The sequence below is a fragment of the Streptomyces sp. NPDC018026 genome, assembly GCF_044327745.1.
Classification (GTDB): domain Bacteria; phylum Actinomycetota; class Actinomycetes; order Streptomycetales; family Streptomycetaceae; genus Streptomyces; species Streptomyces rubrogriseus.
On the sequence record NZ_JBIRFY010000001.1, the window covers coordinates 517,170 to 544,101 of the forward strand.

Genomic DNA, 26,932 nt, shown 5'->3' on the forward strand with positions numbered 1-26,932 from the left:
GCATGCCTGCCAACGGCGCACCCACCGGCCTCACCCAGGGCTCCGGGACCAAGGGCGGCATCGGCGAGTCCACGCTCCGCCCGGACGGCGTCCTCAAGGTCACCGGCGAGTTCGCGTACGCGTCCGACATGTGGCACGAGGACATGCTCTGGGGCCAGATCCTGCGCTCCACCACCGCACACGCCGAGATCGTCTCCATCGACACCGGCGAGGCGCTCGCCACCCCCGGTGTGTACGCCGTCATGACGTACGACGACCTGCCGACCGAGGTGCGCCACTACGGGCTGGAGATCCGGGACACCCCGGTCCTCGCCCACGGCAAGGTCCGCCACCACGGCGAGCCGGTCGCGATCGTCGCCGCCGACCACCCGGAGACCGCGCGCCGCGCCGCCGCCAAGATCCGGGTGGAGTACCGGGAACTGCCCGTCGTCACCGACGAGGCCTCCGCGACCGCCCCCGACGCGGTCCTCGTCCACGAGCACCGCGACGACCACCACTGCGCCCACGTCCCGCACCCCAACATCGTGCACCGCCAGCCCATCGTGCGCGGCGACGCCGACGCGGCCGCCGCCCACGCCGACGTGATCGTCACCGGCGACTACCACTTCGGCATGCAGGACCAGGCCTTCCTGGGCCCGGAGTCCGGTCTCGCCGTGCCCGGCGAGGACGGCGGCGTCGACCTCTACATCGCCACCCAGTGGCTCCACTCCGACCTGCGCCAGATCGCCCCCGTGCTCGGCCTGCCCGAGGACAGGGTGCGGATGACGCTGTCCGGCGTCGGCGGCGCCTTCGGCGGACGCGAGGACCTGTCGATGCAGATCCACGCCTGCCTCCTCGCGCTGCGCACCGGCAAACCCGTCAAGATCGTCTACAACCGCTTCGAGTCCTTCTTCGGCCACGTCCACCGCCACCCGGCCAGACTCCACTACGAACACGGCGCCACCCGCGACGGCCGGCTCACCCACGTGAGGTGCCGCATCGTCCTGGACGGCGGCGCCTACGCCTCCGCCTCCCCGGCCGTCGTCGGCAACGCCGCCTCGCTGTCGGTCGGACCGTACGTCGTCGACGACGTGGACATCGAGGCCCTCGCCCTCTACTCCAACAACCCGCCCTGCGGCGCCATGCGCGGCTTCGGCGCGGTCCAGGCGTGCTTCGCCTACGAGGCGCAGATGGACAAGGTGGCGGCCGAACTCGGCCTGGACCCGGTGGAGTTCCGCCGGATCAACGCCATGGAGCAGGGCACGCTCATGCCCACCGGACAGCCGGTCGACTCCCCGGCGCCGGTCGCCGAACTCCTGCGCCGCGTCAAGGCGATGCCGATGCCGCCGGAGCGCCAGTGGGAGTCCAGCGAGGGCGCCGACGTACGGCAGCTGCCCGGCGGCCTGTCCAACACCACGCACGGCGAGGGCGTCGTACGCGGCGTCGGCTACGCCGTCGGCATCAAGAACGTCGGCTTCTCCGAGGGCTTCGACGACTACTCCACCGCCCGGGTCCGCCTGGAGGCCGCGGGCGGCCGCCCCGTCGTCACCGTGCACACGGCGATGGCCGAGGTCGGCCAGGGCGGCGTCACCGTCCACGCGCAGATCGCCCGCACCGAGCTGGGCGTCACCCAGGTCACCATCCGGCCCGCCGACACCCGGGTGGGCTCGGCCGGTTCGACGTCGGCCTCCCGGCAGACGTACGTCACCGGCGGCGCCGTGAAGCACGCCTGCGAGCTGGTGCGGGAACGGGTCCTGGAGCTCGGGCGCCGCAGGTTCGGCTCGTACCACCCCGCCTGGGCCACCGCCGAACTCCTCCTGGAGGGCGGCAAGGTGGTCACCGACGGCGGCGAGGTCCTCGCCGACCTCGTGGACGTCCTGGAGGACGAGGCGGTCGAGGTCGAGGAGGAGTGGCGGCACCGCCCGACCGAGCCCTTCGACCCGCGCACCGGCCAGGGCGACGGACACGTCCAGTACTCCTTCGCCGCGCACCGCGCCGTCGTCGAGGTCGACACCGAACTCGGCCTGGTCAAGGTGATCGAGCTGGCCTGCGCCCAGGACGTCGGCAAGGCGCTGAACCCGCTCTCCGTGGTCGGCCAGATCCAGGGCGGCACCGTCCAGGGCCTGGGCATCGCGGTGATGGAGGAGATCGTCGTCGACCCCGTGACCGCGAAGGTCCGCAACCCGTCCTTCACGGACTACCTGCTCCCCACGATTCTCGACACGCCGGCCCTACCGGTCGACGTGCTCGAACTCGCCGACGACCACGCGCCCTACGGGCTGCGCGGCGTCGGCGAGGCACCCACCCTGTCGTCCACCCCGGCGGTCCTCGCGGCCATCAGGGACGCGACCGGGCTGGCGCTCGACCGCACGCCCGTACGGCCGGAACACCTCACCGGCACGGCGGGCTCCGACGGTACTTGACGTACCACCAGTACGACTCTTGCCACCAGCACCGCCAGTACCAGCAGTACCACCACACATGCGTTCGTCTCGGGCCGTCCCCCGGGTCGTGCATATCCCAAATCCCGCGGCCGCCCCAGCGGCCGGCCGGGTGCACCTATGAACCTTGGGAGACGGCCCCATGACCCAGCAGTCAGTGGAGCCCAAGATCACCGCCGAAGACGCGGGCGCGGGCTCCCGCGTCCCCGGCGGACGGTCTTGGCTCGACCGGTACTTTCACATATCCCACCGGGGATCCACGGTCGCGCGTGAGGTGCGCGGCGGCATCACCACCTTCATGGCGATGGCCTACATCGTCCTGCTCAACCCCGTGATCCTGTCCGGCAAGGACGCCGCCGGGGACACCCTGGGCCAGAAGGCCCTGATCACCGCGACGGCGTTCGCCGCGGCGCTCACCACGCTCCTGATGGGCTTCGTCGGCAAGGTGCCGCTCGCCCTGGCCGCCGGGCTCTCGGTGTCCGGCGTGGTCGCCGGCCAGGTCGTCCCCCAGATGACCTGGCCGCAGGCCATGGGCATGTGTGTGATGTACGGCGTGGTGATCATGCTGCTCGTGGTCACCGGGCTCCGCGAGATGATCATGAATGCGATCCCGCTCGCCCTCAAGCACGGCATCACCATGGGCATCGGCCTGTTCATCGCCATCATCGGCCTGGTCAAGGGCGGCTTCGTGCACGCGGGCGAGGCGACCCCGCTCACCCTCGGCCCGGCCGGGGAACTCGCCGGCTGGCCGGTCCTGCTCTTCGCGGGCACCCTGCTGCTGATCTTCATGCTCCAGGCCCGCAACATGCCCGGCGCCATCCTGATCGGCATCGTCACCGGCACGATCGTCGCGGCGATCCTCAACGCCACCGGGGTCATCGACCCCGAGCAGTGGGCCAACGGCGCCCCCGAACTGCACGGCAGCGCGGTCTCCATGCCGGACTTCTCGCTCTTCGGCGACCTGGAGTTCGGCGGCTGGGGCGAGGTCGGGGCCATGACGGTCGGCATGATCGTCTTCACGCTGGTGCTCGCCGGGTTCTTCGACGCGATGGCCACCATCATCGGCGTCGGCACCGAGGCCAAGCTCGCCGACGACAAGGGCCGCATGCCCGGCCTGTCGAAGGCGCTGTTCATCGACGGCGCCGGCGGTGCCATCGGCGGCGTGGCGGGCGGCTCCGGGCAGACCGTCTTCGTCGAGTCCGCGACCGGCGTCGGCGAGGGGGCCCGCACCGGGCTCGCCTCGGTCGTCACCGGCCTGTTCTTCGCGGCCTGCCTCTTCTTCACCCCGATCACCGCGATCGTCCCGCAGGAGGTCGCCTCCGCCGCGCTGGTCGTCATCGGGGCGATGATGATGATGAACGCCCGGCACGTGGACTGGGCCGACCGGGCCACCGCGATCCCGGTCTTCCTGACCGTCGTCCTGATGCCGTTCACGTACTCGATCACGGCGGGTGTCGCCGCCGGAGTCATCTCCTACGTCGCCATCAAGGTCGCGCAGGGCAAGGCGCGGGAGATCGGTACGTTCATGTGGGCCCTGACGGTGATCTTCGTCGTCTACTTCGCCCTCAACCCGATCGAGGGCTGGCTGGGCGTGCACTAGCCGCCACGACGGGAACCCTTCACGTACCCGTGGGCCGAGGAGGACCGGAACATGCTGGACATCGCCGAAGAGCTGCACCGGTGGGTCGAGCAGGGGCGCGACTTCGCCGTGGCCACCGTGGTGGCCGTGGGCGGCAGCGCCCCCCGGCCGACCGGCGCCGCGCTCGCGGTGGACGCCGAGGGCACGGTGGTCGGCTCGGTCTCCGGCGGGTGCGTGGAGGGAGCCGTGTACGAGCTGTGCCGGCAGGCCCTCCAGGACGGCGAAACCGTCCTGGAGCGCTTCGGGTACAGCGACGAGGACGCCTTCGCCGTGGGCCTGACCTGCGGCGGGGTCATCGACGTCCTGGTCTCCCCGGTACGGGCGGCCGACCCGGTCCGCCCGGCCCTGGCCGCGGCCCTCGCCGCCGCCGCACACGGGGAGACGGCGGCCGTGGCACGCGTGGTGAGCGGCCCGGCGGAACTGCTGGGCCGCGCGCTCGTCGTCCGCGCGGACGGCTCCCGCACCGGCGGCCTCGGCGGCCGCCCCGGGCTGGACCGCACGGTTGCCGCCGATGCGGACGCCTTCCTGGCCGCCGGGCGCACCGGCACCCTGGAGATCGGCGAGCGGGGCTCGCGCTGCGGTGCACCGCTGACCCTGCTGATCGAGTCCTCGGTCCCGCCTCCCCGCATGATCGTCTTCGGCGCGATCGACTTCGCCTCGGCGCTGGTCCGGGCCGGCGACTTCCTCGGCTACCACGTGACGGTGTGCGACGCCCGCCCCGTCTTCGCCACCCCGGCCCGCTTCCCGGACGCGGACGACGTCGTCGTCGAGTGGCCGCACGAGTACCTGGCGCGCACCGCCGTGGACGCCCGTACGGTGCTGTGCGTCCTCACCCACGACGCCAAGTTCGACATCCCGCTGCTCCGGCTGGCGCTGCGCCTCCCGGTGGCGTACGTCGGCGCGATGGGCTCCCGCCGCACCCACTTGGACCGCGAGGCGCGGCTGCGCGAGGCCGGGGTGAGCGAGCTGGACCTGTCCCGCCTCCGGTCGCCGATCGGCCTCGACCTCGGCGCCCGCACCCCCGAGGAGACGGCCCTGTCCATCGCCGCCGAGATCGTCGCGACCCGCCACGGCGGCACGGGCACGTCCCTGACCGGCGCACACACCCCCATCCACCACGAAGCCCCGGCGGCCCCGACACGGCGCACCGACCCGACGGCGTAGCGCTTCGGAGGCCGGGGTACCGGGGGGCATGGTCGGGCCCTCATGCAGACCGACGAGCCCGTCGCCGTCTCTCGGGGTAAAGGCCGGGCTCAGCCCCAGATCTTGCCGGCCGGTTCCAGTCCGTCCAGGCGAGCCGGACGGTGTGGACGCGGCAGCGCATCGCACGATCCGGCTCCACGGGAAAGTCCTCCTCCCCACACCTCCACCTCGAGATCCGCACCGAGCCCGACGCGGGATCCGTCATCGATTCCGTGCCCTACCCGGAGTCGGAGGGCGTCCGCGTTGCCTCCGGCGCAGCACCGGGGCGGCAGGCGCCGTGGGCCCCCTGTGCGCCGTACCGGGCAAGCATGGTCAGCACCGCCTGGTCGACCGCGTTGGTGAGGGCGGCGTCGTCGGGCTCCCAACGTGCGAGCAGCATGCGCGGCCAGAACACGTAGTTGGAGATCATCCCGAGGAACTGGGTCGCCGCCGTCTCCGCATCGTCGAGCCGGGCGGTACCCGCGGCGTTCTCCGCCTCCAGGTAGCGGCGGACCGATGCGAAGTAGGGCATCTTGCCGAGGTTGAACTGGGTCTCGCCCAGCTCGGGGAAGCGCGGCACCTCGGCGATGACGATACGGAAGAGGGCGGCCATGCCGGGCTGGGTGAGCAGCGCCACGTATCGGCGTCCGACGGTCTCGAGCCCCGCGCGGAGATCCCCCGGCTCGGGAAGCGGCGCCTCCTCGTCGTCGGCCTTCCAGTACTCCGTGACGATCGCCTCGAACAGGGCCGCCTTGCTGGTGAACTGCTTGAACAGGGTCGCCCTCGACACCCCGGCCGCCTCGGCGACGCGGGCCAGCGAGGTGCCGTCGTAGCCGGAGTCGAGGAACAGTTTCGTCGCCGCCTCGACGATGGACGTCCGCTTCTGCGCTGCCACGCGCCGGTGGTATTCCGAAGGCTGTGCCGTCATGCCCTCCAGTATGCCTCTCGCTACGAGGTGAGTCACTTGACTCACCTCTGGTCCCGCTCCTACCTTGAGAGGAGAGGTGAGCCGCTCGGCTCACCATTGGCGCAAGTCCGGAAGGAAGCATCATGGGACGCTTCGAGGGCCAGACCGTCATCGTCACCGGCGGCAGTGGGGGCATGGGCAGCAGTCACGTCCGGGGCTACCACGCCGAGGGGGCGAACGTCGTCATCGCCGGCCGCGACGACGACGCCGGCCGCGATCTCGCCGCACAGCTCGGTCCTCGGGCGCTCTCCGTTCACCTGGACGTGACCAGCGAGGACGACTGGGCGGCGGCGGTGCGCGAAGTCGAAGGCCACTTCGGGCCGGTCACCGTCCTGGTGAACAACGCGGGCGTCCAGAACCCGGCGGCCCCCATCGAGCACACCGAACTCCGCGTCTGGGAGCACACCTTCGGCGTCAACGTCACCGGCCAGTTCCTCGGCATCAGGGCCGTGGCGCCGTCGATGCGCAGGGGCGGTGGCGGAGTCGTCGTCAACATCGCCTCGACCATGGCCCACGTCGGCACGGCCTTCTACGCCCCCTACACCGCCAGCAAATGGGCCGTGCGCGGACTGACCAAGACGGCCGCGCTGGAGCTGGGGCGGGACAACATCCGGGTGAACTCCCTCCACCCGGGCGTCGTCTCCACACCGCTGATCAACGAACCCGCCGTCGCGGGCCTGCCCGCCATCGCCGACTTCTACTCGCCCGATCCCTTCGCCATCCCCCGTCTCGCCGAACCCGCCGACATCACCCGCCTGTTGCTCTTCGTCACCTCCCAGGACGCCTCCTTCGCCACGGGCTCGGAATTCGTCCTGGACGGGGGTCTGCTGCTCGGCCCCGCGCTCCAGCCCGAGGCCGACATCGCGGCTTGAACGGGCCTCAGCCCCGGCCGGGGGTCCTGGGCAGGGACACGTCCGCGACCACCGGGCGGTGGTCCGAGGCCGTGGGCTCCTCCGGCACCGCGGTGCCGCGGATCCGTACGTCCTTTCCGGCGGCCACGTAGTCGATGCGCTTCACGGGGGCCTCGGCCGGATACGTGGCGGCGGTGCCCGCGCCCGCGTCGCGCAGCTCCTTCCACAGCGGCGCCAGCTCGGGTGCCGAGGGGTCGGCGTTGAAGTCGCCCAGCAGGAACTGGTGCGCGCCCGGCAGCTCCGCCCGCTCCCGGGCCATGATCCGCCGGGTGTCGGCGACCTGGGCCCGGCGCACCGCCGGGTCCGCGCGGTAGTCGAGGTGGGTCACGAAGACCTGCACCGCAACCCCGCGCACCTTGAGCGTCACCTCGCCGAATCCGGGCGCGGGGGCCGGTACCGGGTTCTCGTCCTGCGTGGACAGGCGCGTGATCTCGTGGTTCGTCGCGGAACGGACCGGGAAGCGGGAGAGCACCGCCACGCCGTACTCGCGCCGGGGTTCCCCCGCCGTCACGGGGTCGAGGCTGTAGATCGGCGCGAAGGACACCCGCATGCCGAGCCGCCGGGCCAGCTCCCCGGCCACGTCGAGCCCCTGACTGCGGGCTCCCCAGTGCACGTCGACCTCCTGGAGGCCGATCACGTCCGCGTCCAGGGCGCGCAGCGCGGCGGCCTGCCGGTCGAGGTCGAAGACGCCGTCCGAGCCCGCCCCGGCGTGGATGTTGTAGGTGGCGATGCGCAGCGGGACCGAGTGGCCCCGATCGGTGGCGGAGGCGGGCTGGGCGGTCACGGCCAGGGTCAACAATGCACCCGAGAGGGACAGTTGGGTGAAGGTGCGCGCTCTGAGAGACATGCCGGCACGGTACGCGGGAAACGGCCTCGGCGAGGGGTGCGGCGCGATTCCGTCCGCACCCCGTCCCCGGCCCGCAACCTCCGGTTCACGGGTGCCGCAGCAGATGGGTGACGGTGCGGCCGAAGACGTGGCGCCCCGAGCGGGCGAGGAGGCCGTCGAGGAAGGACGGGAGGAGCCGGACGTCCAGTTCCTCGCGCCACACGACGCGCGCCCGGCCGCCGGGCCCGGCCCCGACCTCGATCTCCGCCCAGCCCCTGACCACCCGGCCGCGCTTGTCCAGCCGGCACCGGCCGGGGGCGTCCTCCCGCGGCGGCCGCCAGACCGTCACCTCCATGGTGTCGTCGAAGGCGAGCGGCCCGGCCCCCGTGCGGGCCACGACCACCGTGCCCCGGCGGGTGGGGCCGGGCGGACCGGCGGTGACCCGGGTCAGCGGCACGGTGTCGCCGTGCCGCTCCCACCGGGTGAGGCGGCGCCAGGCCTCGCCCGGGGCGAGCGGAACGGTGCGTTCGAGCGAGAAGACGGCCACGGGGCGATCGTGGCACGTTTGCCGGGGCCTGTCCGGCATGGTCCGCCGTACCGGCTTCAGCGGTAGACCTTGCCCGGCTCGGCCTTCCCCGGGGCCAGCAGCTGGGGGACCGTCACGAAGACGTAGCCCCGCTTCTTGAGCGCGTCGATGATCCCGGGCACGGCGGGCACGGTGCCGTCGTAGATGTCGTGCAGCAGGATGATGCCGTCCCGGGACGACTGGTCCAGGACTCGCTCGGTGATCAGGTCGGAGTCGGTCGTCTTGTAGTCCTTGGCGGTCACGGTCCACAGCACCTCCGCCAGCCCCAGCTCGCGGGAGACGTCGTGCACCGTGTCGTCCGTGCGGCCCTGCGGCGGGCGCATCAGGGTCGGCCGCCTGCCCGTCAGGCGCTCTATCTCCTTGTTCGGGCGCTCCAGCTCCTCGCGTATCTCGTCCGGCTCGGCGTCCGTGAGGATCTTGTGCGTCCAGGTGTGGCTCGCCACCTCGTGGCCCTCGTCGGCCATGCGCCTGACCAGCTCGGGGTACGTGTCGATGTGCCGTTTGCCGAGCAGGAAGAAGGTCGCCGGGACCTGCTTCTCCTTGAGTATGTCGAGCAGCCGGGCGGAGTTCTCGCTCGGTCCGGCGTCGAAGGTCAGCGCGATGCACTTGACGTGCGCGCAGTCCACGCTGCCGAGCCCGCCCGCGCGGGCCTGGGTGCCGGACGTGTCCGCCGGCACGGCCGCCCCGGTGCCGGCGGCGTTGCGGACGGAGCTGGGGGAGTGTGTCTCCAGCTGCGTGCAGCCGCTCAGCGCGAGGGTCAGCGAGGCCGCGGCCGCGAAGGTCGCGAGCACACGCAACCTGGTCCCCGTTTTCGTCATCTTCCTGGTCAGCGAAAGCATGCGAGGACTATACGCTGCGTGTATATACGCAGTGCATAGTGGTCCTTTCGGCTCGACGGACCGGCGCGGCGGGGCGCCCACCGGGTCTTCCGGCCGCCCGCTGCCGGGGAGCCCCGGCGCCGGATGCGGGTGTTTGAGGCGGCCCGGCCGCGGCACCCGCGAGGTCGAGAGAGGAGCACGCCCCATGCGCACCCTTCGCGAGCACGGCAGGAGCCCGGCGTTCTTCTCCGACCGGGCGGTGCACGTGATGTGGTGCCCGGCGGAGGCGGCGCGGCGCACGGACCGGGGCAAGGACCGGGGCAAGGACGGCCGGTTCACGGCGGACGGTCCTCACCCCGCGCGGGCACTCGCATGACGGGCGCCCGCGCCTGCGGCGACCCTCGCGCGGGCTACGCCGTCGTCGTGCCCACCCTGGTGCGCGACACGCTGGCCGACTGCCTGGCCGCGCTGGCCGCCGCGCACGGGCCGCACCCCGACGAGATCGTGCTGGTCGACGACCGGGCGGACCCCGATGCCGACCCGGACACGCTGGAGCACGCCCTGACCGTCCTCGGCGACCTGCGGGAGCGCACCACGGTGCTGCGCAGTGGCGGCCGCGGCCCCGCCGCCGCCCGCAACACCGGCGTCCGGGCGGTCACCGCGCCCTGGACCGTCCTTCTCGACGACGACGTCCAGGTCGGCCCGCACTGGTGCGACCAGCTGATCCAGGACGTCACCGAGGCGGCGCCCGACACCGGTGCCGTGCAGGGTGTGATCACCGTGCCGCTGCCGGACGGACGCCGTCCCACCGACCGGGAGCGCGACACGGCGGGCCTCGCGCGAGCCCGGTGGACCGCCGCCGACATGGCCTACCGCACCGACGTACTCAAACAGGTCCGCGGCTTCGACGAGCGCTTCACCCGGCCCTTCCGCGAGGACGCCGACCTGGCGCTGCGCGTCCTCGACGCGGGCTGGCGCATCCGCAGGGGCGGCCGTGCCACCCGCCACCCCGTACGCCCGGCCTCTCGGTGGGCCGCCGTGAAGCAGCAGAGCGGCAACGCCGACGACGCCCTGATGCGGCGGTTGCACGGCCCCCACTGGTGGTCCAGGGCCGTCGCACCCCGGGGCCGGATCCGGCGCCACGTGGCGATCACCGCGGCCGGTACCGCGGCCCTCGCCCTCGCGGCGGCCGGTCGTCCCAGGGCCGCGGCGGCGGCAGGCGCGGGCTGGGCCGCGGGTACCGCCGAGTTCGCCTGGGCCCGGATCGGGCCCGGACCGCGTACCCGGCACGAGGTCACCACCGTGCTCATCACCAGCGTGCTCGTCCCGCCCGCCGCGACCTGGCACCGGCTGAGCGGACTGTGGCGCCACCGCGGCGCGCCCGCATGGCACGAGGCGGCCGGATGAGGCCTCTCCCGCGTCCCGTGCTGCCCCGTATGCCGGTCAGGACGCCCCGCACGCGCCCGGGGACGCCGGACCACCGACCCGCCGCACGCGCGGCCGGGACCCCCGTGGTGGCCCCGGAGGTTCCGGGCCACCGCGGTCCGCCCCGCTTCCCCGACGGACGGGAGCGGCTGCTCAAGGAGGTGACCCGATGAGGATCGCCATGGTGTCCGGGCACGCGAGCCCGCTGGCCGCGCCCGGCGGTGTCGACGCCGGAGGACAGAACGTCTACGTGGCCCGTCTCACCGAGGAGCTGGCCAAGCGAGGCCACGACGTCACGGTCTACACCCGCCGGGACGCCCCGGACCTCCCCGACCGGGTGCCGCTGCCGGGCGGCGCGGTCGTCGAACACGTACCGGCCGGACCGCCCGTGTCCGTCCCCAAGGACGAACTCCTCCCGCACATGCCCGCCTTCGGCGCCCATCTGGCCCGCGCCTGGGCCCGGGACCGGCCGGACGTGGTCCACGCCCACTTCTGGATGTCCGGTACGGCCTCGCAGCTGGGCACCGGTCCGCTCGGTGTCCCCCTCGTCCAGACCTTCCACACCCTCGGCGCGGTCGAGCGGCGCCACGAGGGCGTGCGGGACACCAGCCCGTACGAGCGCGTCGGCATCGAGCGGCACCTCGGCCGCACCTGCGAGGGGGTCCTGGCCACCAGCACCGACGAGGTCGTCGAACTCGGCCGCATGGGTGTCCCGGCCCGACGGATCCGCGTGGTGCCCGGCGGTGTGGACACCGAGCACTTCCACCCCGCCGCCGACACCGGCGGCACCCCCGAGCGGCGCCTGCGGCACCGGCTCCTCGCCTGCGGCAGGCTCGTCCGGCGCAAGGGCTACGACCAGGCCGTCCGCGTCCTGGCCCACCTCCCCGACACCGAACTCCTCGTCGCCGGCGGTCCGCCGGCCGGCACCGTGGAGACCGACGCAGAGGCGCGGCGGCTGACGGACATCGCCCACCGGGCGGGCGTGGCCGACCGGGTCCGGCTGCTCGGCGCGGTGGACCCGGAGGACATGCCCGCCCTGCTGCGCAGCGCCGACCTGGTGGTGTGCACCCCGGTGTACGAGGCGTTCGGCCTCGTCCCGCTGGAGGCCATGGCGTGCGGCGTGCCCGTCCTCGCCACCGACGTCGGCGGCCACCGGGACTCCCTGGCCGACGGCGGCACCGGCCGCCTGGTGGCCCCGCAGAACCTCGAAGCCCTGGCGGAGGCGGCACACGCGCTCCTCGCCGACGAACGGCTGCGCCGCCAGTACGGCAGGAACGGCCGCGAGCGCGTCCTGCGGCACTACACCTGGGCGCGGGTCGCCGACGGTGCGGAACAGGCCTACCGCGCTCCGTGCCCCGCGCGCCCGGTACCGGCGTGACGGACCGGCCCCGACGGCCGCCGGAGCCCCGTCAGCGCCCGACCACCGGCCCGAAGGCGTCGCGCACGTCCCCGTTCGAGGGCGTGACGGCCATCCGCGACGGCAGTGCGCCGAAGTACCGGAGGATGCCGGGGCAGCTCTCGCCGCCCATCTGCACCGTGCGGTCGACGACGAGCTTCCCGGTGCGCAGCGCGTAGCCCTTCACCCGGACCGCCAGCTTGTTGAACCTGACGCTGCCGATGCGGCCGTTGTGGTCCTGGTACTGGCACGTCTCGACCACGTCCCCCGCCTCCGCCTCGTCGGCGCACACCACCAGGGAGGCGTGGGCCGTGTCGGTCCGCCACTCCTCGGGCAGCTTGTCCGTGTACTCGGTGTCGCCGACGAACACGGCCTGGATCCGGCCCTTGCGGTAGGCGGGAGCCTGCGAGTACTTCGCCGGTTTCCGGCAGTACCCGGAGCCCATGGAGTCCGCCGCCTCGATCAGCTCGCGGACTCGGTCCAGCTCGATGGCCAGCCCCGCCTTCCTGATCCCCTTGCGGGCGGCGTCCGCGTGGGCGTCGTCGGGATACTCGTCGAGCAGCCGCTGGTAGCGCTCGCGTGCGTCCGGCCAGTCCTCCGTGAACATGAAGTCGCCGGCGCAGTCCAGCAGGGCCTGCGGGGCGACCCGGGCCGCGGTGGCGGAGGCGGGGCCGGTCAGGTCCCGCGGTCCGCTCGCGTGCTCCCGCAGCCAGTCCGCGATGCTCACGGTGAGACAGCCGTCGTCGGTGGGTAGCCGGCCGAGGAAGCGGTCCAGCGTGGCCCGGACGGTCCGCTCGTTGCCGGACTCGCCGAGCTCCGCGCCGAGCCGCCGGAAACCGGTCCGCAGCGAGTCCAGGTCACCGGTCAGCCCGCCACTGAGGTAGCCCCCGGCCGTGTCCAGCCGCTCGCACGCCTCGACCACCGCGTCCCCCCGGGCGGCCACCGGTGCGGCGACCAGCCGGTGCCGGAACCCCACCCCCTCCTGGGCGTCCGCGACGGCCCCGCAGTCCCCGTCCGCGCGGGCGGCGGCGACCTCGTCCTGGACCCCCTGCGCGTCGGACCGCACCCACCCGGCCGCCGCCAGCACCGGCACGGTGAGGGCCAGCGCGAGCAGCCGCTGCGCGCGCCGGGCTCCCGCGGCCGGGTGGCGGCGCGCCAGCCACCAGCCGTGCCCGACGGCCGTCGCCCACCACAGCAGCACGAGCAGCTCGCACCACGTCTCGGCGGTCCGGTACGTCAGCCACAGCAGCGACGCCGTGACCGCCGCGGCGGCCCAGAACAGCGCCCGGCGCCCCAGGATCAGGTAACCCGCCCCGAGCAGCGAGGCGTTGGCGACGGCCACGGCGAGCGGATCGGGCGCACGCGGCTCCCGGGGCGCCACCCGCCCGTAGTCCGGCGGGGGACCCCAGGGCTCGGCGGGATCCTCGTGCGGCGGCTCGGTGCGCGGCGGCTCGGTCATCCCGCGAACTCCTCGTCACTCTCCTCGCCGCTCTCCCCGCTGCGGGCCCGCACGTACGCCTCCGCGGCCGGCAGGTGGAGCAGGACCACGCCGGGGACGGCGAGCAGCGCGGCGAGCAGCAGCGTGGTGCCGCCGTACAGCGGATCGTCCAGGGCGAACGGCGCGGCGACGACGAGCACCGCCGCGGTCAGACCGCTCACCGCGGTCCGGGCGCCCCGCCGGCCGCGGCCCGCCCGGACCGCGAACCAGAAGCAGACCGCCAGCAGCAGGAGCACCAGGGTCGCCGCGCCCTGCGGCCCGGTCGCCGTCGTCGCCGCGACCAGCGTCCCCAGCATCACCAGTACCACCGCCAGCGTCACGGTCCACGGCCGACGGGTCGCCGTCTGGGCGGTCATCGGATCACTTCCTTCATGTGCCTGGTTCGGACCTGTGGGTGCTCTCTACGGACGGGGGGAACGGGCGCGGGGCGGCGCGGCCGTGACGGACCCGGCGGTCGTGCCGCCCCGCACTCCCCCGGCCACCGATTCCACCGCGGAACACCGTTGTTCAGCAGCCCGCGCCCGGCACTGAACAATGCGGCAGGCCGCGCGCAGCGAACCGGAACCGTGCGGACCCGGCGTGAAGAGACCGTGAACTCCCCGTGCGCCACCCCCCGACGAGCAGCCCGGCGCTTGCCGCCCGCTGCCGCGCCTCCCTACCGTGGGCGCCCGGACGGGGACCGAGAGCGACGGCGGGGCGGGGCACACGTGGGCGGAAACGGAGTGGGGCGCCGGGAGCGACGGCTGGATCCCGCGGCCGGACCGGTAGAGCGGTTCGCCGCCGAACTCCGCGCCCTGCGCGACGCGGTGGGGCGGCCGACGTACCGGACGATGGCCGACAAGGTCCCGTTCTCGGTGACCGCCCTGTCGCAGGCGGCCGCCGGACGGCAGCTGCCCACCCTCGCGGTCACCCTCGCCTACGTCGACGTCTGCGGCGGCGACCCGGGGGAGTGGGAGCGCCGCTGGCGGGCGGCGAGCGCGGAGGCCGCCGCGCTGGCCGGCCCCGACGACGGGGCCCGCCCGCCCTACCGGGGCCTGACCCGCTACGAACCGGACGACGCCGCCCTGTTCTTCGGCCGCGACCGACTCGTGGACCGGCTGGCCGGGCTGACCCGCGAGCACCGCTTCACCGCCGTCTTCGGCCCCTCGGGCAGCGGCAAGTCCTCCCTGCTGCGGGCCGGACTGATCCCCCGCCTGCGCGCCCCCGGAACCGCCGCCGACGCACCCGCCGACGCACCCGCCGCCCCCGCGGCCGTCCGCATCCTCACCCCCGGCGCGACGCCGGGGACCACCCACGCGGACCGGCTCGGCCCGGTGCCGGACACGGACGCCGACACCTGGCTGATCGTCGACCAGTTCGAGGAGCTCTACACCCTCTGCACCGACCCGGCCGAGCGGAACGCCTTCGTGGACCGGCTCCTGACCGCCACCGACCCCGGCAGCCGGCTGCGCGTGGTGGTCGCCGTGCGCGCCGACTTCCTCGGACGCTGCGCCGAACACCCCGGCCTCACCGACGCGTTGCAGGACGCGACCCTGCTGGCCGGGCCGATGAGCCGGGACGAGCTGCGGGAGGCCGTCGTCCGCCCCGCCGCCGCGGGCTCCCTGGTCGTCGAACGCGCCCTGACCACCCGGCTGCTCGACGAGGTCGAGGACGCCCCGGGCGGACTGCCGCTGATGTCGCACGCGCTGCTGGAGACCTGGCGGCACCGCACCGGCCGCACCCTGACCGTCACCGGCTACGAGGCGGCCGGGGGGCTGCGCGGCGCCGTGGTACGCACCGCCGAGGAGGTGTACGGCGAACTCACCGCGCCCCAGGCCGACCTGGCCCGCCGGATCCTGCTGCGGCTGGTCGCCCCGGGCGACGGCACCCCCGACACCCGGCGCCCCGCCGAGCACGCGGAACTCGACCTCGGCGACCGGGACGGCACCCGCACCGTGCTGGACCGGCTGGTCGCCGCCCGGCTGCTCACCCTCGACGACGGCACCGTGGAACTCGCCCACGAGGCCCTCATCACCGCGTGGCCGCGGCTGCGCGGCTGGATCGACGCCGAACGCGACCGGCTCCGCGTCCACCGCGCCCTCTCCGAGGCCGCCCGCACCTGGCTGACCCTCGGCCGGGAGAACGCCGCGCTCTACGCGGGCTCGCGGCTGGCCGCCGCCCGCGAGGCCTTCGCCCGGGACCGGCGGGGCCCGGAACCGGTGTCCGGTGAACTGACGTCCGCGGAGCGCGAGTTCCTGGCCGCGTCGATCCAGCGGCGGCGGCGCGCGGTGTGGATCGGGCGCGGGCTGTCGGCCGTCCTCGCGCTGCTGGTGCTGCTCGCCTCGGGCACCGCCGTCGTCGCGCTCAGGGCGCGGGCCACCGCCCAGGCGGAGCGGGACGACGCCGTCTTCGGCCGGATCACCGCGGAGGCGGACCGGCTGCGCGAGACCAACGCCGCCCTCTCCGCGCGGCTGGACGTCGCCGCGCTCGGCATGCGCTCCACCCCCGAACTGCGCACCGCGCTCACCACGGACACGGGCCGGGTGCTGTCCACCCGGCTGCCCGGACACGACGACATCGGCAGCGCCGTGGCCTTCGCCCCGGACGGCCGCACCCTCGCCAGCGGCGGTCACGACGGCACCGTACGGCTGTGGGACACGGCCGGATCCGGCCGGCAACTCGGCGAGCCGCTGCGGATCGCGGGCGGCCCCGTCGGCGCCGTGGCGTACGCGCCGGACGGCACCGTGCTGGTGGCGGCCGGCCACAACGGCGGCATCCGGCTGTGGGACACCAAGGACCGCACCCGGCCCCGGCCCCTGGGCGCCCCCCTCGTCAGCCACGCGGGCGAGTCCGTCACCTCCGTCGCCTTCGCCCCCGACGGCCGCAGCCTCGCCACCGTCGGTGACGACGGCACCCTGCGGCTGTGGGACCTCACCGACCCCGCCCGGCCCGCACCGGTCGGCGCACCGGCCCGCGCCGACGCGCGCAGCGTGCGGGACGTGGCCTTCGCCCCGGACGGCCGCACCCTGGCCACCGCCGGGTACACCGGGGCCGTACGGCTGTGGCGACCGGACGGCGCCGACGGGCCGGTCCCGCTCGGCGAGCCCCGGCACGCGCACGACGCGGCCGTCTGGTCGCTGGCGTTCTCCCCGGACGGCGACACCCTCGCCACCGCCGGGTACGACGACACGGTGCGCCTGTGGGAGGTGTCCGACGGGGGCGGAACGGGTCCCGGCGGGGCGGCCGCCGAAGGCCTGCGCCCGCTGGGCGAACCGCTGACCGCGCACACCGCCGCCGTGTGGTCGGTGGAGTTCGGCCCGGACGGAGACACGCTGGCCAGCGCGGCGCAGGACGACACCGTCATCCTGTGGAACGTGGCCAACCCCGCCTACCCGCACCGGATCGGCGAACCGCTGACGGGGCACACCGAGGGCCTGTGGGACCTGGCCTACGGCCCGGACGGCCGCACCCTCGCCACCACCGGCGCCGACCACAGCGTCCGGGTGTGGCACCTGCCGGACAGCGTCCTGACCGACTTCACCAACCCGCTCACCGCCGTGGCCTACGACCCCACCGGCAGGCTGCTCGCCGCCGCCAGCACGGACGACGCCCTGGTCCGGCTCTGGGACGTAGGCCGGCCGGGGGCCCCGCGCCCGCTGCCGCGCGCCCTCACCGGCCACCGGGCGCCCGTCCTGACCACGGCGTTCGCGCCGGACGGCCGTACCGTCGCGTCCGGCGCCGAGGACGGCACGCTGCGGCTGTGGGACGTCTCCGACCCGGCCCGGCCGGTGCCCGCGGCCACCGTCCCGGACGCCCACCCCGGCGGTGTCCTCACCGTCGCCTTCGCGCCGGACGGCCGCACCCTCGCCACCGGCGGCGTCGACGAGCGGGTCCGCATGTGGGACGTCTCCGACCCCGCCGACGTGCGCCCCTTCGGCACGCCCCTGACCGGCCACACCGACTGGGTCGGCTCGGTGGCCTTCGCCCCGGACGGGCACACCCTCGCCACCGGCAGCCAGGACAAGACGGCCCGGCTGTGGGACGTGCGCGACCGCGAGCGGCCCCGGCCCGTCGGCGAACCCCTGACCGCCCACGGCGACTGGGTCAACGCGGTCGCCTTCGCGCCCGGCGGCCACGTCCTCGCCACCGGCGGCCGGGACCGCACCGTACGGCTCTGGGACGTCACCGACCCCGGCCGGGCCCGCCCGCTGGGCGACGAGCTGACCGGGCACCGGGGCGGCGTCACCTCGGTCTCCTTCGCCCCGGACGGCCGCACCCTCGCCAGCGGCGGCGAGGACCACGCGGTCCGCCTGTGGGACGTGGCCGACCCCGCCCACGCCGAGGCCTACGGCGACGCGCTCACCGGCCACCTGGACACCGTCACGTCGGTCGCCTTCGCGCCCGGCGGCGCCACGCTGGCCTCGGTGGGCAACGACCTGACGGCCAGGATCTGGACGCTGGACACCGACCGGGCGCTGCGCCAGGTCTGCGACCGCACCGGCGGCGACCTCACCCCCGACCGCTGGGCCGAACTCCTGCCCCGGCTGCCCTACCGGCCCACCTGCGGGTAGCACCCGCGCACCGGACGGGCGCCATCGCGGACAGGATCCGTCCTCGATGCCCGCTACCGTGCACGGCATGACGACCAAGGCAGCAACCACCGCCCCCGTCCTCGGTATCCGGGCCCTCAACCGCGCCACCCTGGCGCGCCAGTTGCTGCTGCGGCGCGCCGCGATGACCGCCGAGGACGCCGTCGCGCACCTCGTCGGGCTCCAGGCCCAGAACGTGAAGCCCCCGTACTACGCGCTCGCCGCCCGTCTCGACGGCTTCACGCCCGAGGACCTGTCCGGGCCGATGGCCGACCGCCGCGTCGCCCGCCTCGTCGCCCTGCGCTCGACCATCCACACCCACACCGCCGACGACTGCCTCACCCTGTTCCCCCTGGCACAGGCCGCCCGGGAACGGGAGCTGAGGACCTTCCGCAAGGGCCTGGCCGGCGTCGACCTCGACCGGCTGGCCCGCCTCTCCCGGGAACTGGTCGAGGCCGAGCCGCGCACGCCGGGGCAGTTGCGCGAGGCCCTCGGTGCCGAATGGCCCGACGCCGACCCGCAGGCCCTGTCCGTCGCCGCCCGCTGCCGGCTCCCGCTCGTCCAGGTGACGCCGCGCGGCCTGTGGGGCCGGAGCGGTCAGGTCACGCTGACCACTGCCGGCCACTGGCTCGGCCGCCCCGCACGCCCGGCGCCCGCACCCGAGGACACCGTGCTGCGCTACCTCGCCGCGTTCGGGCCCGCGTCGGTGAAGGACATGCAGACCTGGGCCGGTGTGACCCGGCTCCGGGACGTCTTCGAGCGGCTGCGCCCCCGTCTCGTCACCTTCCGGGACCCCGGCGGCACCGAACTCTTCGACCTCCCCGACGCGCCGCGCCCCGACCCGGACACCCCGGCCCCGCCGCGCTTCCTGCCCGAGTTCGACAACCTGCTCCTCTCCCACGCCGACCGGGCCCGCGTCGTCCCGCCCGCGCACAAGGGCCGCACCTGGAAGAAGAACCAGGCCTACCGCGTCCTGCTCGTCGACGGCTTCGTGGCCGGACTGTGGAAGCTGGACGACGACGCCCTGGTCGTCGAGGCCTTCGACCGCCCCCCGAAGCGGCAGCGGGACGAGATCGCGGCCGAGGGCGGGCGGATGCTGGCGACGATGCACCCCGGCACCGCGTACGACGTCCGCTTCGGGACCGTACGGGACTGACGTGGAGAGGGGGCGCTGCGGGCCGCTCGTGGAGGCTCGCAACGCCCCCCGGTCTTGCACCTGAGGGATGCTCAGGGGGCGGCCCGGGCGTGGGGGGTTGGACGGGGGTCTCGGGACAGACTCCCGTTGCTCGGGCCGGCGGCACACGTTCACGCTAGAACCGCCGGTCCGGACCGCCCAATGAGGGAACCCCCTAGGCGCGTCGGGCAGGGAAAACCCTCGGTTTACCGCCGGTAAACCCGCCCGTCGGCGGCCGGTCGCCGTCAGTCGGGGCGCCGGCCCGCCGCCAGGCGGACGATGTCGACCCGGGACCGGATCCCCAGCTTGCGGTAGACGCGGGTGAGGGTCGCCTCCACGGTCTTGACGCTGACGAACAGCCGGGCGGCGATCTCCCGGTTGGTCGCGCCCTGAATCACGAGCGAAGCCACCTGACGCTCCATCGAGGCCAGCCCCGCCAGACCGTCCGGCTCGGCGGCCGCCGCCGGGGCCGGTCCGGCCGCCCGCACCGCGACGGCGGCCTCCACCCGCCGCAGCCAGGGCAGCGCCCGGCACCGCCGGAACAGCCGCGCCGCCTCGTCGTACGACGCCGACTCCGGGGCCCGCCCCGGCCGTTCGGCGTGCAACTCGGCCAGCGCGAAGACCGCCCGGGCCTCCTCCAGACCGAAGCCCAGCCCGGCCAGCCGCTCCCGCGCCGACGTCAACCGGGCGACGGCCGCCCGGTGTTCGCCCCGCGCCGCCCGCACCAGCGCCTCGGACCGGTCGAGGACGGCGAGCACGCTCTGCCGCCCGAGCCGCAGCGCGTGCGCCCGGGCGACCTCGATGACGTCCATCGCCTCGGCCGGCTCCCCGGTGCGCACCAGCGCCTCCGCGAGATCGCCCTGCCACCGGCCGCGCGCCGGGTCGGTGATGCCCGCCCCCGCCTCCAGCTCCCGCACCCGCCGCAGCGCCCGTACCGCCGCCGCCGCGTCGCCCGCCACCAGGTGCGCGTGACCGAGCGCGGCCAGCGCCCGCGACAGGTACACGGCGTCGCCGTCGCCCTCCGACCGCCGTACCGCCTCCCGGGCCAGCTCCAGGGCCCGGTCGGGATCGCCGCCCGCGGCCTCGGCGAGCGCGGCCTGCATCGCGCCCGCGCCCTCCCCGATGCCCGCGTCGCGCGCCAGGGTGAGGCTCTCCCGGGACAGCTCCAGGGCCCGGCCGCAGTGGCCGGAGTGCAGCTCGGTCTCCGCGAGGAAACGCAGGTAGTGGACCTCGCTCTCGGCCATGCCGCGGCGGCGCACCTCGCGCAGCAGCGCGGTGACGGTGCTCCGCGCCTCGGCCAGCCGGTCGCTCATCACCAGCCACCGGAACCGGGAGGACCCGGCCCCGTTGTGATGGCACGCCACCCGCGGGTCCTGCGGCTCCTGGAGCGCCCGCTGGATGGTCGCCGGGGCACCCGGATGACCCATCAGCGTCTCCGCCTGCGCCTGGAACGCGAGCGCGAGCAGTTCGGTACGCCGGTCCCCGGCCCGCGCCGCCAGCCGGGCCGCGTGCGCGGCCTCCTCCCGGCCCTGGGCGAAGTCGCCCTGCACCACCAGGGAGCGCCAGGCCAGCTGGTAGTGGACCAGGGCGAGCAGCCGGGGATCGTCGCCCGCGTCGGCCAGGGCCTGCGGGAAGACGGCGTCGACCTCGCCGATGGCCTGCCCGGCCGCCTCGATCACCGCCATCCAGGCCCGCACCCGCTCGCCGGGCGCGGTGGCCCGGGTCAGCACCTCGCGGGCGACGTCCCGGGCGAGATCCTGCTCGCCCGCGGTGATCGCGTCCTCGGCGGCCGTCAGCCGGCGCTCGTCCGGGCCCGGCGTGCCGTCCGCCGGGGTGTGGCGGGCGGCCAGCAGCCCCAGCGAGGCGGCCACCGAGGGCGCCCCGCGGTCCCGGGCCAGCGCGGCGGCCTCCGCCAGCCGGGCCGCCACCTCGGGGTCGGTGCCGGTGCTGGCCAGCGCCAGGTGCCGGGCGCGCTCGATCGGGTCGGAGGCCGCCGTGGACAGCGCGGCGTGCGCGGCCCGTCGCTCCGGCGCCGGAGCCTCGGCGTACAGCGCCGCCGAGATCAGCGGGTGCGCGAACCGTACGGTCGGGCCCTCCGGGTCGGGCGCCAGCAGCCCGAGCGCCGCCGCCTGCGCGGTCTCCGCCTCGGCGTTCTCCCGGCCGGCCGCGCGCAGCAGCGCCGGGGTGGGCCGGGCACCGGCGCTGGCCACCAGGAGGGTGCGGCGGGCCTCGCCCGACAGCATCTCCAGGCGGGACAGGACCAGGGCGCGCAGCGAGGTCGGCACCGGCAGCGGCTCGCCCGGACGCGGTGCGGCGGGGCTCTCGGCCAGGGCCCGGCCCAGCTCCAGGGCGAACAGCGGGTTGCCGCCGCTGGTGCGGTGGATGTCCCGGACGGTGGCACGGTGCAGGCCCGAATAGCCGCGTTCGTCGAGCAGCGCCGACACCTGGGCACGGGTCAGCGGCCCGAGGCGGACCGCACGGGTGTCCGGCGGGGAGGCCCGCAGATGGCGGTCGTACTCGGCGTCGTCCGTCTCGGTCCCCTCGGTCCGTACCGCGCACAGCAGCCGTACCGGGGTCTCGCCCAGGCGGCGGGCGGCGAAGCCGAGGAGTTCCGTGCTGGCCGGATCGAGCCATTGGAGGTCGTCGGCGACGACGAGGACCGGCCCCTCGGCGGCGAGGGCGCGCAGCGCGGACAGCACGGCCAGGCGCAGCGCCAGACCGTCGCGCTGGAGGGTGGACTCGCCGCGGCCGGTGAGCGCCGACTCCAGCGCGGTGCGCTGGGCGGCCGGCAGCGCCCCGGAGACCTCGTCGAGGACCTGCCCCAGGAGGTCGGCGAGGGCGAGGAAGGGCAGATGGGACTCGGACTCGGTGGCCGAGCAGCGCAGTACGGTGTGCGCCGTGCGGGCGTATTCCGCGGCCAGGGTGCGCAGGACCGTCGACTTTCCGATTCCCGCGGGGCCGTGCAGCAGCACACTGCCGCCCCGGGCGAGCTGCTCACGCGCCGCGCCGAACGACGCCTCCCGCCCGATGACCAGGTCGGAGCGGCATCCGGCAGCCTCCGCGAAGTCCCGTGGCACGGTGACCGCTCCCCTCCGTGTGGCGTGTCCGGGCCAATATTAGGCAACGGTGCATCGCGTTACGGAGGGTCGGCGAGGTGACCCGAACAACAAACGGGCCACCGACGGGGCGCCGCCGGAAACGGAGCACGGCCGGAAAACGCCCGCGCCCGCCCCGTCCCGGCCCGCCTCCTACGGCAGCCACCCCGTCCGGCGGGCCGACGCGACGGCCTCCGTGCGGGTACGGGCGCCCAGTTTGCGCATGGCCGAGCGCAGATAGCTCTTGACGGTCTCCGGACCCACCCCGAGCCGCTCGGCCGCCGCCGCGTTCGTCGCGCCCGCGGCCACGCACCCCAGCACGTCCACCTCACGCGGCGCCAGCCGGGGCCCCGGCACCGGGCCGCTCCCCGCCGCCAGCAGACCGCACGCGCGCAGCAGCTCGTCCCGCAGCGCCGGGTCCGTGATCCTCGGGGCCAGCGCCCGCAGCGCCGCGTGCGCCTCCCGCACCTGCTCCCAGGCCGCGCCGTCCGCCGCACCCGCCGCGGGCGCACCCGGCCCGGGCCCGGCCGCCGCCAGCAGGTCGTCCGCCTCGTCCCGCAGCACCAGCGCCTGCTCCGCGTCCCGCGCCGCCGCCACGGCCGCGCTCAGCGTGCGGTCGCCCAGCGGCTGGGCCGTGCGCAGGGCGCCGTACAGGACGCCGCGCACCCGGCGCCGTACGACCACCGGCACCGCGAGGACCGAGCGCAGGCCCTCGGCGGCGACGGGCAGGTCGTACTCGTGACTGATCTGCCGGGAGACGGAGTAGTCCGTCACCGCGCACGGCCGCGACAGCGCCACCGCCCGGCCACCGAGCCCGTTGCCGGCCGTCACCGCCAGCGCGCTGAGCGCTGTCGTCGCCGTGCCGCTCAGCTCGCTGATGCGCACCTGGCGCCGTCCGGCTTCGACGAGACCTCCGAAGGCGACGGGCAGCCCGGTCGTGCGCCGCAGCCGCACCAGCGCGCTGCGGATCTGAGCCGCGTCCACCGCGTCGACCGCCACCCGTTCCGCCCTCCCTGGTGATCGTTGCGGGACGCACACCCCCGTTCGGGGGTAGTGAGACCCACATCACGGATTACACGATGGCACAGAGCCGCCCGGCAAGGTCCGGCACCGAGGAGGACAGATGACGACGGCCACGGAGTTGTTCCGCAGTGCGCGGGACTTCCTGCTGGAGCACCGCGAGGACTACACCGCCGCCTACGAGGGGTTCCGGTGGCCCCGTCCCGATGCCTTCAACTGGGCGTTGGACTGGTTCGACGTCATCGCTGAGGGCAACGGGCGCACCGCGCTGCACATCGTGGAGGAGGACGGGGGCGAGGTCCGGGTCTCCTTCGCCGAGATGTCCGCCCGCTCGAACCGGGTCGCGAACCGTCTGCGGGAGTGGGGTGTCGGCGCCGGGGACCGCATTCTGGTGATGCTGGGCAATCAGGTGGAGCTGTGGGAGACGGCGCTGGCCGCGATGAAGCTGCGCGCGGTCGTGATTCCGGCGACCACGCTGCTCGGTCCGGCCGATCTGCGTGACCGGGTCGACCGGGGCCGGGTCGGGCATGTGATCGTGCGGGCCGAGGACGCCGGCAAGTTCGGCGAGGTGCCCGGCGACTACACGCGCGTCGCGGTGGGCGGGGGCACGCCGGCTGCCGGCTGGCGGGCGTACGAGGACGTGTACGGCGCCTCCGGCACCTTCTCCCCGGAGGGTGCGACGGCCGCGGACGACCCGCTGATGCTGTATTTCACCTCGGGCACCACGGCCCGTCCGAAGCTGGTCGAGCACACGCATGTGTCGTATCCGGTGGGGCATCTGGCGACGATGTACTGGATCGGGCTGAAGCCCGGGGACGTGCATCTGAACATCTCCTCGCCGGGCTGGGCCAAGCATGCCTGGTCGAATCTGTTCGCGCCGTGGAACGCCGAGGCGACGGTCTTCCTGTACAACTACACGCGGTTCGACGCGTCCCGGCTGATGGCCGAGATGGACCGGGCGGGGGTGAGTACGTTCTGCGCGCCGCCGACGGTGTGGCGGATGCTCATCCAGGCCGACCTGTCCCGGCTCGCCACCCCGCCGCGTGAGGTCGTCGCGGCCGGGGAGCCGCTCAACCCCGAGGTGATCGAGCAGGTCCGCCGTCTGTGGGGGCGCACGATCCGGGACGGTTTCGGTCAGACGGAGACCGCCGTGCAGGTCTCCAACAGTCCGGGCCAGGTGCTGAAGTCCGGTTCGATGGGCCGTCCCAGCCCCGGCTACCGCGTCGAGCTGCTGGACCCGGTGACCGGCGCGCCCGGTGCCGCCGAGGGGGAGATCGCCCTGGACCTGTCCGGGCGTCCGGTGGGTGTGATGACCGGCTACCACGGCGACCCGGACCGTACCGGCGAGGCGATGGCGGGCGGCTACTATCGCACCGGGGACATCGGCGCGCGGGACGCGGACGGCTACCTGACCTATGTGGGCCGGGCCGACGACGTGTTCAAGGCCTCCGACTACAAGATCAGCCCGTTCGAGCTGGAGAGCGCGCTGCTGGAGCACGAGGCGGTCGCCGAGGCCGCGGTCGTGCCCGCCCCGGACGAGCTGCGCCTGGCGGTGCCGAAGGCGTACGTCGTGCTGGCGGCGGGGTGGGAGCCGGGACCGGACACCGCGAAGGTGCTTTTCGAGCACTCCCGCGACAGCCTCGCCCCGTACAAGCGGGTGCGCCGTCTGGAGTTCGGCGAGCTGCCCAAGACCGTCTCCGGCAAGATCCGCCGGATCGAACTGCGCGAGGCCACCGCGGCCGGTTCCACCGACGAGTACCGCGAGGAGGACTTCCGGTGACCGCACCCACGCCCCAGCCGTCGTACGCGCACGGCACCAGCACCACCCCGCTGCTCGGCGACACCGTCGGCGCCAACCTCGGCCGCGCGATCGCCGCCCACCCGGACCGCGAGGCCCTCGTCGACGTCCCGTCCGGACGACGCTGGACCTACGCCGAGTTCGGCGCCGCCGTCGACGAGCTGGCCCGGGGGCTGCTCGCGAAGGGCGTCACGCGGGGCGACCGGGTCGGCATCTGGGCGGTCAACTGCCCCGAGTGGGTCCTCGTCCAGTACGCCACCGCCCGCATCGGCGTCATCATGGTGAACGTCAACCCGGCCTACCGGGCACACGAGTTGGAGTACGTCCTCAAGCAGTCCGGCATCACCCTGCTGGTCGCCTCCCTCGCCCACAAGAGCAGCGACTACCGGGCGATCGTGGAGCAGGTCCGCGGCCGCTGCCCCGCGCTGCGCGAGACCGTCTACATCGGCGACCCGTCCTGGGACGCGCTGACCGCGGGCGCCGCCGCGGTGGGGCAGGAGCGGGTCGACGCCCTCGCCGCCGAACTGAGCTGCGACGACCCGGTCAACATCCAGTACACCTCCGGCACCACCGGCTTCCCGAAGGGTGCCACCCTCTCCCACCACAACATCCTCAACAACGGCTACTGGGTGGGCCGCACGGTCGGCTACACCGAGCAGGACCGGGTGTGCCTGCCGGTGCCGTTCTACCACTGTTTTGGCATGGTCATGGGAAATCTGGGTGCCACCTCCCACGGCGCCTGCATCGTCATCCCGGCCCCGTCCTTCGAGCCGGCGGCGACACTGGAGGCGGTGCAGCGGGAGCGCTGCACCTCCCTGTACGGCGTCCCGACCATGTTCATCGCCGAGCTGAACCTGCCCGGCTTCGCCTCCTACGACCTCACCTCCCTGCGCACCGGCATCATGGCGGGCTCGCCCTGCCCGGTGGAGGTGATGAAGCGGGTGGTCGCCGAGATGCACATGGAGCAGGTCTCCATCTGCTACGGCATGACCGAGACCTCCCCGGTCTCCCTGCAGACCCGCATGGACGACGACCTGGAACACCGCACCGGCACCGTCGGCCGCGTCCTGCCGCACATCGAGGTCAAGGTCGTCGACCCGGTCACCGGCGTGACCCTGCCGCGCGGCGGGGCGGGTGAACTGCGCACCCGCGGCTACAGCGTGATGCTCGGCTACTGGGAGGAGCCCGGGAAGACCGCCGAGGCCATCGACCAGGGCCGCTGGATGCACACCGGGGACCTCGCGGTGATGCGCGAGGACGGATACGTCGAGATCGTCGGCCGCATCAAGGACATGATCATCCGGGGCGGCGAGAACGTCTACCCGCGCGAGGTCGAGGAGTTCCTGTACGCCCACCCGAAGATCGCTGACGTCCAGGTCGTCGGCGTCCCGCACGAACGCTACGGCGAGGAGGTGCTGGCCTGCGTCGTCGTGCGCGATGCCGCCGACCCGCTCACCCTGGAGGAGCTGCGCGGCTACTGCGCCGGGCAGCTCGCCCACTACAAGGTGCCCAGCCGCCTCCAACTCCTCGACTCCTTCCCGATGACCGTCTCGGGGAAGGTGCGCAAGGTGGAGTTGCGGGAGCGGTACGGAGCGTGAGACGAGAGGGC

The 26,932-nt window shown here is 74.6% G+C and carries 19 protein-coding genes; 11 read left to right on the forward strand and 8 right to left on the reverse strand.

The window, feature by feature from the left end:
• The first annotated feature begins 2 nt into the window (after positions 1-2).
• The 3 genes from ACH4D3_RS02130 to ACH4D3_RS02140 all read left to right on the forward strand — a co-directional run bounded on the left by ACH4D3_RS02130 (position 3) and on the right by ACH4D3_RS02140 (position 5,223).
• The gene (locus ACH4D3_RS02130; protein WP_398315384.1) at positions 3-2,402 is read left to right on the forward strand and encodes a xanthine dehydrogenase family protein molybdopterin-binding subunit; all 2,400 of its coding nucleotides are present in this window, start codon (positions 3-5) and stop codon (positions 2,400-2,402) included.
• Between the two features lie 160 nt (positions 2,403-2,562).
• Positions 2,563-4,020 (forward strand): NCS2 family permease, encoded by a 1,458-nt coding sequence (locus ACH4D3_RS02135; RefSeq protein ID WP_398315386.1) that lies wholly within the window; start codon positions 2,563-2,565, stop codon positions 4,018-4,020.
• Between the two features lie 51 nt (positions 4,021-4,071).
• Positions 4,072-5,223, forward strand: a complete 1,152-nt coding sequence (locus ACH4D3_RS02140) for an XdhC family protein (protein ID WP_398315388.1) — start codon at positions 4,072-4,074, stop codon at positions 5,221-5,223.
• 256 nt (positions 5,224-5,479) lie between these two features.
• Here ACH4D3_RS02140 and ACH4D3_RS02145 read toward each other — a convergent pair whose 3' ends face one another.
• Positions 5,480-6,169, reverse strand: coding sequence for a TetR/AcrR family transcriptional regulator (locus tag ACH4D3_RS02145; RefSeq protein ID WP_398315390.1), 690 nt, complete (start codon positions 6,167-6,169; stop codon positions 5,480-5,482).
• Between the two features lie 122 nt (positions 6,170-6,291).
• On the opposite strand from ACH4D3_RS02145, the gene ACH4D3_RS02150 reads away from it, so the two are divergent.
• Positions 6,292-7,080 (forward strand): SDR family NAD(P)-dependent oxidoreductase, encoded by a 789-nt coding sequence (locus ACH4D3_RS02150; RefSeq protein WP_398315392.1) that lies wholly within the window; start codon positions 6,292-6,294, stop codon positions 7,078-7,080.
• 7 nt (positions 7,081-7,087) lie between these two features.
• Here ACH4D3_RS02150 and ACH4D3_RS02155 read toward each other — a convergent pair whose 3' ends face one another.
• The 3 genes from ACH4D3_RS02155 to ACH4D3_RS02165 form a co-directional block, all read right to left on the reverse strand.
• Positions 7,088-7,966 carry an endonuclease/exonuclease/phosphatase family protein gene (locus ACH4D3_RS02155; protein WP_398315394.1) on the reverse strand — a complete coding sequence of 293 codons (879 nt, stop codon included), beginning with the start codon at positions 7,964-7,966 and terminating at the stop codon, positions 7,088-7,090.
• Positions 7,967-8,051: 85 nt separating this feature from the next.
• The gene (locus ACH4D3_RS02160) at positions 8,052-8,492 is read right to left on the reverse strand and encodes an SRPBCC family protein (RefSeq protein ID WP_398315396.1); all 441 of its coding nucleotides are present in this window, start codon (positions 8,490-8,492) and stop codon (positions 8,052-8,054) included.
• A gap of 56 nt (positions 8,493-8,548) precedes the next feature.
• Complete coding sequence (locus ACH4D3_RS02165) at positions 8,549-9,370, reverse strand: polysaccharide deacetylase family protein (RefSeq protein ID WP_398315398.1); 822 nt, start codon at positions 9,368-9,370, stop codon at positions 8,549-8,551.
• 184 nt (positions 9,371-9,554) lie between these two features.
• Between ACH4D3_RS02165 and ACH4D3_RS02170 the strand changes: the two genes are divergently transcribed.
• The 3 genes from ACH4D3_RS02170 (at position 9,555) to ACH4D3_RS02180 (ending at position 12,152) form a co-directional block, all read left to right on the forward strand.
• Positions 9,555-9,725 carry a hypothetical protein gene (locus ACH4D3_RS02170; RefSeq protein ID WP_398315400.1) on the forward strand — a complete coding sequence of 57 codons (171 nt, stop codon included), beginning with the start codon at positions 9,555-9,557 and terminating at the stop codon, positions 9,723-9,725.
• Positions 9,722-10,756, forward strand: a complete 1,035-nt coding sequence (locus ACH4D3_RS02175) for a glycosyltransferase (RefSeq protein ID WP_398315402.1) — start codon at positions 9,722-9,724, stop codon at positions 10,754-10,756. Before ACH4D3_RS02170 ends, ACH4D3_RS02175 begins: the two co-directional genes overlap by 4 nt.
• Before the next feature lie 187 nt (positions 10,757-10,943).
• Entirely contained in the window at positions 10,944-12,152 is a 1,209-nt protein-coding gene (locus ACH4D3_RS02180; protein ID WP_398315404.1) for a glycosyltransferase, read from the forward strand.
• Between the two features lie 31 nt (positions 12,153-12,183).
• Here the strand turns inward: ACH4D3_RS02180 and ACH4D3_RS02185 are convergent, their stop codons facing one another.
• Positions 12,184-13,629, reverse strand: a complete 1,446-nt coding sequence (locus ACH4D3_RS02185) for a hypothetical protein (RefSeq protein ID WP_398315406.1) — start codon at positions 13,627-13,629, stop codon at positions 12,184-12,186.
• Entirely contained in the window at positions 13,626-14,024 is a 399-nt protein-coding gene (locus tag ACH4D3_RS02190) for a hypothetical protein (RefSeq protein WP_398315408.1), read from the reverse strand. Before ACH4D3_RS02190 ends, ACH4D3_RS02185 begins: the two co-directional genes overlap by 4 nt.
• 351 nt (positions 14,025-14,375) lie before the next feature.
• On the opposite strand from ACH4D3_RS02190, the gene ACH4D3_RS02195 reads away from it, so the two are divergent.
• Together ACH4D3_RS02195 and ACH4D3_RS02200 are read left to right on the forward strand one after the other, a co-directional pair.
• Positions 14,376-18,218, forward strand: a complete 3,843-nt coding sequence (locus tag ACH4D3_RS02195; RefSeq protein WP_398315410.1) for a WD40 repeat domain-containing protein — start codon at positions 14,376-14,378, stop codon at positions 18,216-18,218.
• Between the two features lie 67 nt (positions 18,219-18,285).
• Positions 18,286-19,392, forward strand: a complete 1,107-nt coding sequence (locus ACH4D3_RS02200) for a winged helix DNA-binding domain-containing protein (RefSeq protein WP_398315412.1) — start codon at positions 18,286-18,288, stop codon at positions 19,390-19,392.
• 263 nt (positions 19,393-19,655) lie between these two features.
• Here the strand turns inward: ACH4D3_RS02200 and ACH4D3_RS02205 are convergent, their stop codons facing one another.
• On the reverse strand, positions 19,656-22,487 hold the full coding sequence (locus tag ACH4D3_RS02205) for an AAA family ATPase (RefSeq protein ID WP_398315414.1): 2,832 nt from the start codon (positions 22,485-22,487) through the stop codon (positions 19,656-19,658).
• A gap of 171 nt (positions 22,488-22,658) precedes the next feature.
• Positions 22,659-23,504, reverse strand: coding sequence for a LuxR C-terminal-related transcriptional regulator (locus ACH4D3_RS02210; RefSeq protein WP_398315416.1), 846 nt, complete (start codon positions 23,502-23,504; stop codon positions 22,659-22,661).
• A 124-nt stretch (positions 23,505-23,628) separates the two neighbouring features.
• Between ACH4D3_RS02210 and ibuL the strand changes: the two genes are divergently transcribed.
• Together ibuL and lbuL are read left to right on the forward strand one after the other, a co-directional pair.
• On the forward strand, positions 23,629-25,305 hold the full coding sequence (gene ibuL / locus ACH4D3_RS02215; RefSeq protein WP_398315418.1) for an isobutyrate:CoA ligase IbuL: 1,677 nt from the start codon (positions 23,629-23,631) through the stop codon (positions 25,303-25,305).
• Positions 25,302-26,921, forward strand: coding sequence for a linear/branched/unsaturated fatty acid:CoA ligase LbuL (gene lbuL / locus ACH4D3_RS02220; protein WP_398315420.1), 1,620 nt, complete (start codon positions 25,302-25,304; stop codon positions 26,919-26,921). Before ibuL ends, lbuL begins: the two co-directional genes overlap by 4 nt.
• The last annotated feature ends 11 nt before the right edge of the window (positions 26,922-26,932 follow it).

Bases quoted from the DNA above. Each gene is read 5' to 3' on its own strand.
- ACH4D3_RS02130 (WP_398315384.1), top strand. From the start codon at position 3: ATGCCTGCCAACGGCGCACCCACCGGCCTCACCCAGGGCTCCGGGACC.
- ACH4D3_RS02135 (WP_398315386.1), top strand. From the start codon at position 2,563: ATGACCCAGCAGTCAGTGGAGCCCAAGATCACCGCCGAAGACGCGGGC.
- ACH4D3_RS02140 (WP_398315388.1), top strand. From the start codon at position 4,072: ATGCTGGACATCGCCGAAGAGCTGCACCGGTGGGTCGAGCAGGGGCGC.
- ACH4D3_RS02145 (WP_398315390.1), bottom strand. From the start codon at position 6,169: ATGACGGCACAGCCTTCGGAATACCACCGGCGCGTGGCAGCGCAGAAG.
- ACH4D3_RS02150 (WP_398315392.1), top strand. From the start codon at position 6,292: ATGGGACGCTTCGAGGGCCAGACCGTCATCGTCACCGGCGGCAGTGGG.
- ACH4D3_RS02155 (WP_398315394.1), bottom strand. From the start codon at position 7,966: ATGTCTCTCAGAGCGCGCACCTTCACCCAACTGTCCCTCTCGGGTGCA.
- ACH4D3_RS02165 (WP_398315398.1), bottom strand. From the start codon at position 9,370: ATGCTTTCGCTGACCAGGAAGATGACGAAAACGGGGACCAGGTTGCGT.
- ACH4D3_RS02170 (WP_398315400.1), top strand. From the start codon at position 9,555: ATGCGCACCCTTCGCGAGCACGGCAGGAGCCCGGCGTTCTTCTCCGAC.
- ACH4D3_RS02175 (WP_398315402.1), top strand. From the start codon at position 9,722: ATGACGGGCGCCCGCGCCTGCGGCGACCCTCGCGCGGGCTACGCCGTC.
- ACH4D3_RS02180 (WP_398315404.1), top strand. From the start codon at position 10,944: ATGAGGATCGCCATGGTGTCCGGGCACGCGAGCCCGCTGGCCGCGCCC.
- ACH4D3_RS02185 (WP_398315406.1), bottom strand. From the start codon at position 13,629: ATGACCGAGCCGCCGCGCACCGAGCCGCCGCACGAGGATCCCGCCGAG.
- ACH4D3_RS02190 (WP_398315408.1), bottom strand. From the start codon at position 14,024: ATGACCGCCCAGACGGCGACCCGTCGGCCGTGGACCGTGACGCTGGCG.
- ACH4D3_RS02200 (WP_398315412.1), top strand. From the start codon at position 18,286: ATGACGACCAAGGCAGCAACCACCGCCCCCGTCCTCGGTATCCGGGCC.
- ibuL (WP_398315418.1), top strand. From the start codon at position 23,629: ATGACGACGGCCACGGAGTTGTTCCGCAGTGCGCGGGACTTCCTGCTG.